We start from the raw sequence: 11,091 nt of genomic DNA on the forward strand, positions 1-11,091 counted from the left end.
GATTAAATTGGTGATGTAAAATACTATTTGTAAAGAGGTGGAAATGTTGAGTGGTAACTTGAATTTATTTCCTCTTTCTCATCATCAAAAAAGAGTTTTAAATATCGAAAATTTATACCCCGAAACAGCTATTAATCATATTGGTGGCCTTATCCAAATCAATGGAAAACTTCATCTTGAGACATTAAAAAAAGCCATTCAGCATTGCATCAGACAGACAGAATCCCTCAGAATACGGCTCGTAAAGCAGGAAGGATCAGTTCTTCAATACATAGACGAAAAAGTGCAGGCCCATGTGCCATCAGTCGATTTTACTTCAACCGACCATCCATATGAAAGAATGCTAGATTGGGCCGAACGGGAATTTAAAATCCCTTTCTCTTTGTTTGATGGCGCGCTTGTTCAATTTTATGTTTTTCAAACAGATGAAGCAACATGCGGGTATTTAATAAAATGCCATCACATTGTTGCTGACGGCTGGTCTATGAAAATCATCATTGATAAGATTAAGGATCTGTACATGCTTCTGGCAAAAGGAGAACTGCCTGAAGAAGCCGCTGATGACTATTCAATTCTCATAGAAAAAGAGAAAAAATACCTTTCTTCGCCACGATATCAAAAAGATGCCGCATTTTGGAAAGAAGAATTTTCTCATTTGCCGGACAGCTTCTTGTCAAAAAGTTCAGCGAACATTGCTGGTAAACGCAAACGATTTAAACTAGACAAAGAACATTCTGCTGCTGTTTATGAATTTATTCAAAAGCAAGGCTCCTCGTTAAACGCATTGTTTACCGCATCGCTGTTTTGGTATGTAAGCAAAGCAACGGGAGAGACTGATTTGATAATCGGCACGCCGGTGCTAAACAGGTCTGGAAAGAAGGAAAAAAGCACGGCGGGGATGACTGTCAGTACGATGCCGTTCAGAAAGAAAACAGACCTTGACCAGCGTTTCTCAGATTTTTTACAAGAAGTCAATTCAGACTATATGAAATACTTTCTCCACCAACGGTACCCCTATGACGAACTGATAAAGGAATTACAGCTGGCAAAACAGGGATATGACCAGCTCTTCCAAATGTATATCAATTCATACAACACCGACCTTGCTTCTGATATAGATGGATGCCATGTCGAATATGATGAATTATATAACGGATCACAGCCTTATTCCCTTCAAATTGCAGTTAAAGAATGGGACGAAGGCGGGGCAATCGAATTGCAGTTCGACTACAAGGTAGCGGATTACAGCGAAACGCAAATTCAGCAATTGAAAGACCGTTTACTCCGCCTGATTTTATTGCTTATCGAGGACCCAGATATTCAATTCAGACATTTGTCTATATTAACTGAACAAGAAAAAAGGGACGAGATATTTAAGTGGAATCAGACGCAGGCCGACTATTCGAAAGAACAGACAATCAATCAATTAATTCAAGCAACAGCCTCACAGCATCCGTTTCGGACAGCGATAGAGGATGGGGGCAGACATGTTACTTATCAGGAACTGGATGAACGCTCCAACCAACTTGCCCGCTGCCTAATACATAAAGGAATAAGCCGCGGTGATTTTGTTGCCGTGAGCATGAAACACTCACCGGAGTTGATTGCTGTTTTACTGGGCATTTTAAAAGCAGGCGGCGCTTATGTGCCGATCGACCCCGAATATCCCGCGGAACGAATCAAGTATATTTTAGAAAATAGTGAAGCGGCGTTTTTGATTACAGACCCTCTTTTTAAAATAGACTGCCGTTTGCCAAGGCACGTAAAAAAAATCAGTATTGACTGCACAATGTTTAACGATTTAGATACGGGACAGTTAGACATCAGGAACGATCCTTCCGACATCGCATACATGATTTACACTTCTGGATCAACAGGGCAGCCGAAAGGCGTGATGATCGAACATCAAAGCCTTGTGAACTACATAACATCAGCCTCTCAGAATTATACTTCTTCCCAAGAGGACAGCTTTGCGCTGTACTCATCCATAGCTTTCGATTTAACCGTTACATCCATTTACACCCCATTAGTGACAGGAAATAAGATTGTCATTTACAGACAAGAAGATATCCCGGAATTTATCCTTCATCAAATCGTAAAAGAAAAGAAAACAGCTGTCATCAAGCTGACACCAGCGCATTTAGCGTTGCTGAAAGATGCAAACTTAAAAGATTCCTCTATTAAAAGAATGATTGTTGGCGGTGAGCAGCTGTCTGTTTCTTTAGCACGCCAAATAACAGAAGCATCAGATCGCCGCATCGAGATCTTTAATGAATACGGGCCGACAGAAGCGACCGTTGGGTGTATGATCCACAAGTATGACCGAGAACAGGATCAGCAAGCCTCGGTTCCAATTGGGGTTCCGCTGCAGAATACAGAAATTTATTTATTAGATGAACAGCTGCAGCCGGTATTGCCGGGAACTCAAGGCGAAATGTATATATCAGGCGATAATGTCGCCAGAGGATATTGGAAACGTCCGGATTTGCAAACCGAGCGTTTTCTGGATAACCCTTTCATAAAGGGCAGAAAAATGTATAAGACAGGAGATCTGGCGAAAAGAACGAATAGTGGATTGCTTGAATATGCAGGGCGTAAAGACCATCAAATCAAATTAAGAGGCTACCGTATAGAACTGGGAGAAATTGAATTAGCCCTGCTTTCTCTCGCGGAAATAGAAGAAGCGGTTGTCATTGATTTTGATGATTCACAGGGCGGAAAGCAATTGGCGGCATATGTAGTGAGCTCTGCACCTGTGCCAGTGCTGGAGCTTAGGAAAAAGCTTTCTGGCAAACTGCCCGTTTTTATGGTCCCGGCCTACTTTATCAAGATGGATCATATTCCGCTTACGCAAAATGGAAAAACAGACAAAGAAGCGCTCCCTGATCCTTTACTTTATCAAGAGCAGACAGATTACGGATTGTTAAATGAAGAGCAGAAAGAAGCTGAGGCGGTTCTTTTGGAAACCGCGAAGGAGATTCTCGGCCAGACAGACATTTGCCCAGAGGACCATTTTTATCAGCTTGGCGGAGATTCTATCAAAGCCATTCAATTCGTTTCGAAAATGAAAGAAAAAGGTCTTTTTATCAAGACTCAGGATATTATGACATATCCCGTATTTAGAGAACTTGTCAGTGCTGTGACCAGCAAACAATCGCCTGCAATTCCTCAACAGCAGGCTGAAGGCAGAGTGATGGGCACACCGATTACCCAATGGTTCTGGTCTTTGGATTTAAAATGCGCTCATTTCTGGCATCAATCGGTAATGCTAACTGCTGAAAAAGAGATTCACCTTGAAGACGTTAAGACGGTTCTGTCTCTTTTAATCAATCATCATGACAGCTTGCGAATGAATGTAGAAAAAGAGACGAATGCCTTGGTCTATCACAATACAGATATCGAACCTTATATTGAATACTGGGATCTGTCTACTTTTTCCGAGGAAGAGCAAACCAAACAAATAGCAGTAATCGGGCAGGAAATGAGAAAAAGCACGGACTTATACAATGGAGTGCTTTTTAAAACCAGCATGATCAAAGCAAACGAAAAAACGCATTTGTTATTTACAGCCCACCACTTAATCGCGGACGGTGTATCATGGCAAATCCTGATTGATGATTTTCTTGCTCTTTTAGATTCATTAGATAAGAAGGAAGAGAAGAGACTCCCTTTAAAGACACATTCTTATCAGGAATTTTCACATTCGATCCATGAATACGCTTATTCACGTGAAGCGGAGGAAGAATGCAGTTATTGGAATGAAAAAGTGAAAAAAATTGAGCCGCTCTATGGGATTTGTTCGGAAAATTCCAAAGTTGAAAATAGCATAAAACTGAAACGGGTTTTGACAAGCCAGATGACCCAAAAACTGTTCAGTGAAGCAAATGAGGCGTATCAAACCCAAACAAATGATTTGATTATCACTGCGTTAATCCGGGCTTGCCATCATTGCACAGGCAAAGAGGTTATTTCTTTGGAGTTAGAAGGTCATGGAAGAGAGCCATTAAAGGAAGACTTAGATTTTTCAAGGACGTTCGGGTGGTTTACAGCAATGTATCCCGCAGTATTTCAGGCAGAGGCTGATCTGCCAGCGCAAATCCGTTCAGTGAAAGAAAACCTGCGCAATATCCCCAATAAGGGGATTGGCTACGGCGCTCTCACCTATTTGAATAAACGAATGCCGGATCACAAGAAGCCTGAGCTGCGCTTTAATTATCTAGGAGAAGTTGACCGTTTTTTAGCAGATAAATCAGAATACCGCATGACTTATTTAAATTCAGGCGCTGAGTCATCGCCTGAAAATGATCTGACGGTCAGTCTTGATTTGACAGCGGGAATCTATGGCGGACAGCTAACGTTGGATTTAATCTGCAGCAATCTTTATCAGACAGAGGATATGGAACAGCTTTTAGATGAATTTTCTGTACAGCTGGAAGAGCTGACTGAACATTGCTGTAAACAAGAGTCTGTCGAATATACGCCATCAGATTTCGAAACCGCCTCATTATCTATTGAAGAATTGGATTCCTTGTTCAAATGATGAGAAACGTATGGCTGGTTTTCTGTCTTTGTATCTTGTCGGTTCAAATCTGGAGCGGCGGACACGCAAGCGCTCAGACGTCAGTTGATAAGCGCATTGACGCTCTGATCGAAAAGCAAATGAAGGAAAGCGGAATACCGGGGATCTCAGTGACAGTGGTAAAAGGAAATGCTGCGGTTTACGAAAAGGGGTTTGGTTATGCCGGCGACAGGCATAGCCGCCCTGTAACCGCCTCGACATTGTTTGAGTTGGGCTCAACCTCTAAAGCATTTACTGCACTGGGGGTACTTAAGCTTGTCCATTCGGGGGCAATCAGTCTAAATGACCCTGTCAGCCGGTATATCAGCGGATTCTATGCAGTTTACAACGGAAAGAAAACAGATATCACAGTTCATCAGCTGCTGCATCATACAAGCGGAATTCCATTTTTATCAATAGCGGATATCAAGATTGATTCTAAGGAAGATGCTTTGGAAAAAACGGCGAAGGGGCTAAAGGGAGTTGAACTTAGTCATAAGCCGGGAAGCACATTTGAATATGCCACAATCAATTATGATGTACTGGGATATATCATTGAACAGGCATCAGGCCAGCCGTACGAGCAATATATGGCTGAGCACGTTTTTAAGCAGTTAGATATGTCAAACACGTATGCTGGGCGGCACGCTGGTGATGACGGTGATGTATCATCAGGTTTTAAAATTGGATTTTTAAAGGCGAGAGCCTATGACGCGCCTGAGTATCGGGGAAACACGCCTGCCGGATATATTATCACGAACGCAGAGGATGTATCCAAATGGCTTCGATCTCAGCTGAATCACAGTGACGGTGATATAAGCCGTTTGATTGAGCAAAGCCACCTGCCTGATAAAAGCGTAAAAACGGACGAGCCAGGCGTGTATTACGGTGCGGGATGGTCAATTTTTGAAAAAAAGGGCAGAGTCAAAGAATTGTTCCATGCCGGCTCCAACCCGAACTTTTCTTCGTTTATTATCATCAGCCCTGATGATAATGCGGCTGTAGGGGTTTTGGCCAATATGAACAGCGCGTACCCTGAGAAAATTGCCCGTTCTGTTTTACAAGTGATTGCCGATCAAAACCAAAAGCAGGACGGTTCTGTCACTGATCCGTTTCAGGTCATTGATAGAGCTGCAGCTGCCTTGCTGGTTTTATTCAGTTTATTGCTTATTGTTCTGGTGTGGAGGGTTTATATTTTTCTAAAAAACGTTAAATCGAAAAATGTTCCCGTTCAGCAGCGAACAAGAATAAAGGCGCTGCTTTGGGGAGGGTTGCTGGCAGCCGGAATAGTGGTGCCGAAGCTTATTTCAGTCTTTGCCTTTAATGGCTTGCCTTGGAGCATGATATTTATTTGGGGGCCCGGATCTCTTCGTTATTTGGCGGCGGTTTATGGTTTGCTGCTCCTTGCCTCCTGTCTATTCGGTTTAACTGCTTGTTTTTTCAATCACCGTGCCGCAAGAAGGAGTGAGACGCATGAAATGTGAAACATCCATCCTTGGTATTCAGCCGTTTAACGACCTATTTTATCGCAGCTGTTTTTTTAACTGTTATTTTTCCGTAGTTCGCTCGTTTCAGCAAGAAATCTATCCTTATCTTTTAAATGACATGTATTCGTATCAATTGGATGAAGACGGTTATCCAATGGTTGATCGGACAGAAGTTTATGATCCTGAGTATGTCATGAATCAGCAGGGAATCATCGCGGATAAGCAATCGGTCAGCAGCAGTCTCATAGCTGATGTGAAACGCGATGTTCTTAAACATAAACCCGTCATCATTTGGTTGGATACATATGCGCAGCCTTATAGACAGGAATATATGTCTAAGCATAACCGGAACAGCATACTGATTTATGGCTTTCATGATGTAGATCAGTCTGTTCTTGCCATTGAAAACCGTTATCCCGATAACTTGTCATATGAAGCCAGAAATATTTCATATCAGCATTTGGCCAAAGCCTATCAAGGCTTTCACAGTTATTTTCAGCCTCCTGCCGCTTTTCATTCATATGCCTCCTTTTCTTATGATCCGGGCAGGGACCTCTCAGGGCAAAGCATTTTCAAGGATGCGGCTGCCTTCTTTGCTCATAACATCACCGGGCATGTAGATCGGATGTTATCCGGTTTGGCGTCCTTCAGCCGGTTTACTGAGCAATTTCACAGCATAAGAGACAGCGAAAAGCTCCTTCATTCATTTAATGGGATTTTAAATGTGAAAAAAACAGAGCAATACCGCCTCGCATTTCTTCCGGATTTTCAACAGCTTGCCGCTGTGACATCTGACATTATTGATGAGTGGGAAGCAGCGCGGCATCTTGCGGCTAAGCTTTATTTTTCGGGGGGATCTTCTTCTGGTTATGAAGATCGGATCAAAGATTCACTGAAAAAAGTGCTGGAGCTTGAAGCAGCCCATATTGAATGCCTGAAGGATATAGGAAAAGAGGAGAGGGTCAAATGATCAAATTATTCTGTCTGCCGTATGCCGGGGGTTCGAGCACCATCTTCAGCGGATGGAAAAGGTTTCTTGATGCGTCAGTTGAACTGGTGGCCCTAGAGCTTCCGGGACATGGAACGAGAATGTCTGAGCCATTGCTCAATCGTGCAGAATCCGTGACGGAAGATCTGTTTATGCAAGCAAAATCTCATTTGGGTGATTCGGATTATGCCATTTTTGGGCACAGCATGGGATCGCTGCTTGCATACGAATTGCAAAGGAAATTAACCATGGAAAATAAACAGCCGATCCATATGTTTTTTTCCGGGCGTTTCCCGCCTCATATCCCGGAAAAGAAAGTGCTTCATCAGCTTTCAAATTCCGCTTTAAAACAAGCGATTATTGAGATGGGGGGTGTACCGGAAGAATTCAGCAAAAATGAGCAGGTGCTTGACTTTTTCCTTCCTATTTTAAGAGCTGACTTTGAGTTGCTGGAAACATACAGGAATACAGCAGTTGCTCCATTATCCTGCGATATTTCAGTTTTTTACGGCAAACGTGATCTGCCGTCAGTGCTGTTTGATTTATCTGATTGGAGTCAGTACACCGATCAGACATGCAGATTTTACGAATTTGAAGGAGATCATTTTTTCATTAATCAGAAGACAGAAGAAGTGACAGCTAAAATCAATCATATTTTGAATCAGACAGGAGTGGTATGAAATGGATTTCAGAACTGCCGGTGTTATCGGAGGAGGCGTCATGGGGGCCGATATGGCTCTTGATTTATCTGCGAATGGGTATCAAGTGATTTTGCTGGATATCAGTGATGAAAAACTGAAAGCCGCAGAGGAAAACATTAAAAAGACATTTAGGCTTGTTCAACTGATGCGGAAAGAAAAATTCAGCATGTCATTGGAAGATGTGCTTGATAACATTCAATTCACAACTGAGCCGCACAATGTAGAGCCGGCTGATATCATCATTGAAAACGTAACAGAAGATTGGGAGATCAAAAAACAAGTGTATTTACAGTTAAAGGATATCTGCCGAGAGGATGCCGTCTACCTTGTCAATACAAGCTGCATCTCAATTACGAAGGTCGGTTCACTGATGCATCGTCCGGAAAAGGTAATCGGAGCACATTTTATGAATCCTGTTCCTCTGAAAGAACTTGTAGAGGTGATACGGGGCGATGCCACCTCTGACGAGACTGTCAATGCAACCGTCGAGTTTTTGAAATCTTTCGACAAAAACCCTGTCGTCGTTCATGATTTGCCTGGCTTTGTGTCAAATCGTGTGTTAATGCTGACCATTAATGAAAGCATTTGGACGGTACAAGATCAAGTGGCGACACCAGCCAATGTGGATAAAATTTTCCGCGGCGGGTTCGGGCATAAAATGGGTCCGCTCGCGACTGCGGATTTAATAGGTCTCGATACGATCCTTAACTCCTTGCTGGTTCTATATGAAAGCTACAAAGATTCAAAGTTCAGGCCGTGTCCGCTGCTCGTGAAAATGGTAGACGCAGGAAAGTTAGGGAGAAAGTCAGGACAAGGATTCTTTCAATACAGTTAAAGGAGGGGCAGGCCGTTGAAAAAGGGAGTTAAGTGTGTTGTCTGGGACTTAGATCATACGCTATGGGATGGTATTCTGCTTGAATCAGATGATGTAAAGCTGAAGGAACATATCAAAGAGATTCTGACTGAGCTTGATGAACGCGGCATATTGCTGTCTGTCGCCAGCAGAAATGACGAAGCTGCTGCTATGGAAAAATTAAAGGAATTTGGAATAGACCATTTCTTTTTATATCCGGAAATCAGCTGGAATGCCAAATCGGTCTCTTTGGAAAAAATCAGCAAAAACCTCAATATTCATAAGGATACGCTTCTCTTTATTGACGACCAAGCGTTTGAAAGGGAAGAAGTGAAAAATGCCCATCCGGAGATTTCGTGCTGGGATGCCGTTCGGTATAAGGATCTAATCGTCGACCCGTTGCTGAAGCCTGCATTCGTAACAGAGGATGCCAAAAGACGCCGGCAGATGTATCTGGAGGATGATCGCAGAAAAGAGGATGAAGAGCAGTTTGAAGGACCGTCCGAACAATTTCTTGCCACTCTGAATATGAAGTTTACGATCAGCCATGCGCAAGAAAGCGACTTGCAGCGGGCAGAAGAGCTTACGGTGCGTACAAATCAGCTGAATGCAAGCGGAAAAACATACGATTATCAGGAATTAAATTATTTCCGAGAATCAGACTCTCATATGCTGCTAGTCTGCGAACTTGAGGACAAGTACGGCTCTTATGGAAAGATCGGACTCTCTTTAATAAAAGAAAAGGGAGATGAATGGCATATTAATCTTCTTTTAATGTCATGCCGGGTTATGTCCCGCGGTGTCGGTACCATATTACTGACAGCTATTTTAAATGAAGCGAAACAAAAAGGGAAAAAACTGTTTGCCGATTTTAAACAAACAGATCGCAACAGAGTCATGTATATCACCTATAAATTTGCCAATTTCAAAGAACATACGAAGGGCCCGGACGGCTACATTCTATTTGAAAATGACCTGAGCCAGATTCAGCCATATCCTGCGTATGTAGAGGTCAAAACGGAATTCAGCCAATCACCTGTTGCGGGAAGCAGCAATTAATCTAAATAGCGGGGAGAGCAAATAGATGAATCTTCATGAACAAATTAGAGAATATATTGAACAAAATTTGGTGGTCTTTGACGATGAAATCGAATTAACCAATGATGATCACATTTTTGAAATGGGATTTGTAAATTCTTTATTTGCGATGAAGCTTGTAACATTTCTTGAGCAAAACTTTGGGTTTCAGCTTGATAACGAAGATTTAGATATTGCCAACTTCAGCACAGTAAACCGAATCGTCAGCCTAATTGAAAAGAAACAGAACGGAGCGCTTGCTAATGAAAACAGCTGAGATGAAAGCCGACATCATTCAAGATTTCCGGGGTTACTGCGATGAAAAAATCAGACCTTTTGCAGGCGAGTTTGATGAGAAGGAATGCATCCCGGCAGAATTAATAAAAGAGTTAGGGAGCAAATCTTATTTTGCTGCGGGGATTCCGGAAGTTTATCACGGATTGGGATTGAACCCTGTCGAGTACGGTTTGTTTACTGAACAAGCAGGAAAAGCGTGCTGTAATATTCGAACCCTTTTGACTGTAAATTCGTTAGTCGGTGAATCTCTGCTGCGGTACGGTACAGAGCGCCAAAAAGAAGAATGGCTTGTCCCTATCGGAAAAGGAGAGAAAATCGGAGCGTTTGCATTGTCTGAACCAAACATTGGTTCAGACGCAAACCACATTGAAACATCGTATGTAAAAAACGGAAGCAGCTATGTCATCAACGGCAGAAAAAAATGGATTTCCTTTGGCGCCATTGCTGACTTTTTTCTGGTTATAGCCCGGGATGGAGAAGTGGTTACAGCCTTTATTGTAGACAGCCGCCAGAGCGGAGTAACGGTAAAAAAAATGGAAGGCATGATGGCCAATAGAGCTTCTTATCTTGCGGAAATAGGGTTTGACGGCGTCGAGGTTTCTGATGACCAAATATTAGGGCCAATCGGGGGCGGTTTTAATTACATCGTTAACTTGGCTTTGGATCATGGCAGATACAGTGTGGCATGGGCCGGATTGGCGATTGCACAGGAAGCCGTCGATTCTTTAGTCACATACTCACGGAAGAGAAGCCAATTCGGAGAGAAGCTCTACAAACATCAAATGATTAAAGGAATGATCGGTGATGCCGTAACACAGCTGCATGCGGCCCGCGCCTTATGCATGAAAGCCGGCGAAATGCGGATGAAACAAGATCCAGAGGCCGTGACGGAAACGTCTGTCGCGAAATATTTCACTTCAAAGGTTGCTGTTGAGATTACCAATTCAAATGTGCAAATCCACGGAGGAAGCGGCTTCAGCAGAGATCATTCAGCAGCCCGCCTGTACAGAGAAGCCAAAGTATTGGAGATCATTGAAGGAACATCTCAAATTCAGCAGCAAGTTATAGCGAATTATGGATTGAGACGATATTTTGTCAAACATATATAGGCAGAGGATGGAGAGGATTCT

At 42.8% G+C, this 11,091-nt stretch carries 8 protein-coding genes; all 8 read left to right on the plus strand.

The window, feature by feature from the left end; translation table 11 throughout:
• Window positions 1-43 precede the first annotated feature (43 nt).
• Genes CDO84_RS02660 through CDO84_RS02695 form a run of 8 tightly spaced genes read left to right on the plus strand, consistent with a single transcriptional unit; the run spans window position 44 to window position 11,070 of the window.
• Entirely contained in the window at window positions 44-4,540 is a 4,497-nt protein-coding gene (locus CDO84_RS02660) for a non-ribosomal peptide synthetase (protein ID WP_040083945.1), read from the plus strand.
• Complete coding sequence (locus CDO84_RS02665; protein ID WP_040083944.1) at window positions 4,537-6,042, plus strand: serine hydrolase domain-containing protein; 1,506 nt, start codon at window positions 4,537-4,539, stop codon at window positions 6,040-6,042. The genes CDO84_RS02660 and CDO84_RS02665 overlap by 4 nt, the downstream gene beginning before the upstream one ends.
• On the plus strand, window positions 6,032-7,015 hold the full coding sequence (locus CDO84_RS02670) for a cysteine peptidase family C39 domain-containing protein (protein ID WP_014663081.1): 984 nt from the start codon (window positions 6,032-6,034) through the stop codon (window positions 7,013-7,015). Before CDO84_RS02665 ends, CDO84_RS02670 begins: the two co-directional genes overlap by 11 nt.
• Window positions 7,012-7,713, plus strand: a complete 702-nt coding sequence (locus CDO84_RS02675; protein WP_014663082.1) for a thioesterase II family protein — start codon at window positions 7,012-7,014, stop codon at window positions 7,711-7,713. Before CDO84_RS02670 ends, CDO84_RS02675 begins: the two co-directional genes overlap by 4 nt.
• Before the next feature lies 1 nt (window position 7,714).
• Window positions 7,715-8,569 carry a 3-hydroxyacyl-CoA dehydrogenase family protein gene (locus tag CDO84_RS02680; RefSeq protein WP_014663083.1) on the plus strand — a complete coding sequence of 285 codons (855 nt, stop codon included), beginning with the start codon at window positions 7,715-7,717 and terminating at the stop codon, window positions 8,567-8,569.
• 15 nt (window positions 8,570-8,584) lie between these two features.
• A complete protein-coding gene (locus CDO84_RS02685; protein WP_040083943.1) occupies window positions 8,585-9,646 on the plus strand; it encodes an HAD-IIIC family phosphatase in 1,062 nt (353 codons plus the stop codon).
• A 25-nt stretch (window positions 9,647-9,671) separates the two neighbouring features.
• Window positions 9,672-9,941 carry an acyl carrier protein gene (locus tag CDO84_RS02690; RefSeq protein WP_003240117.1) on the plus strand — a complete coding sequence of 90 codons (270 nt, stop codon included), beginning with the start codon at window positions 9,672-9,674 and terminating at the stop codon, window positions 9,939-9,941.
• The gene (locus CDO84_RS02695; RefSeq protein WP_040083942.1) at window positions 9,928-11,070 is read left to right on the plus strand and encodes an acyl-CoA dehydrogenase family protein; all 1,143 of its coding nucleotides are present in this window, start codon (window positions 9,928-9,930) and stop codon (window positions 11,068-11,070) included. Before CDO84_RS02690 ends, CDO84_RS02695 begins: the two co-directional genes overlap by 14 nt.
• Window positions 11,071-11,091 lie beyond the last annotated feature (21 nt).

Origin of the sequence: Bacillus sp. MD-5 (genome assembly GCF_002201875.1) — a bacterium.
Taxonomy (GTDB): domain Bacteria; phylum Bacillota; class Bacilli; order Bacillales; family Bacillaceae; genus Bacillus; species Bacillus stercoris.

Coding starts and splice junctions, on each gene's coding strand:
- CDO84_RS02660 (WP_040083945.1), top strand. CDS start 44: ATGTTGAGTGGTAACTTGAATTTATTTCCTCTTTCTCATCATCAAAAA.
- CDO84_RS02665 (WP_040083944.1), top strand. CDS start 4,537: ATGATGAGAAACGTATGGCTGGTTTTCTGTCTTTGTATCTTGTCGGTT.
- CDO84_RS02670 (WP_014663081.1), top strand. CDS start 6,032: ATGAAATGTGAAACATCCATCCTTGGTATTCAGCCGTTTAACGACCTA.
- CDO84_RS02675 (WP_014663082.1), top strand. CDS start 7,012: ATGATCAAATTATTCTGTCTGCCGTATGCCGGGGGTTCGAGCACCATC.
- CDO84_RS02680 (WP_014663083.1), top strand. CDS start 7,715: ATGGATTTCAGAACTGCCGGTGTTATCGGAGGAGGCGTCATGGGGGCC.
- CDO84_RS02690 (WP_003240117.1), top strand. CDS start 9,672: ATGAATCTTCATGAACAAATTAGAGAATATATTGAACAAAATTTGGTG.
- CDO84_RS02695 (WP_040083942.1), top strand. CDS start 9,928: ATGAAAACAGCTGAGATGAAAGCCGACATCATTCAAGATTTCCGGGGT.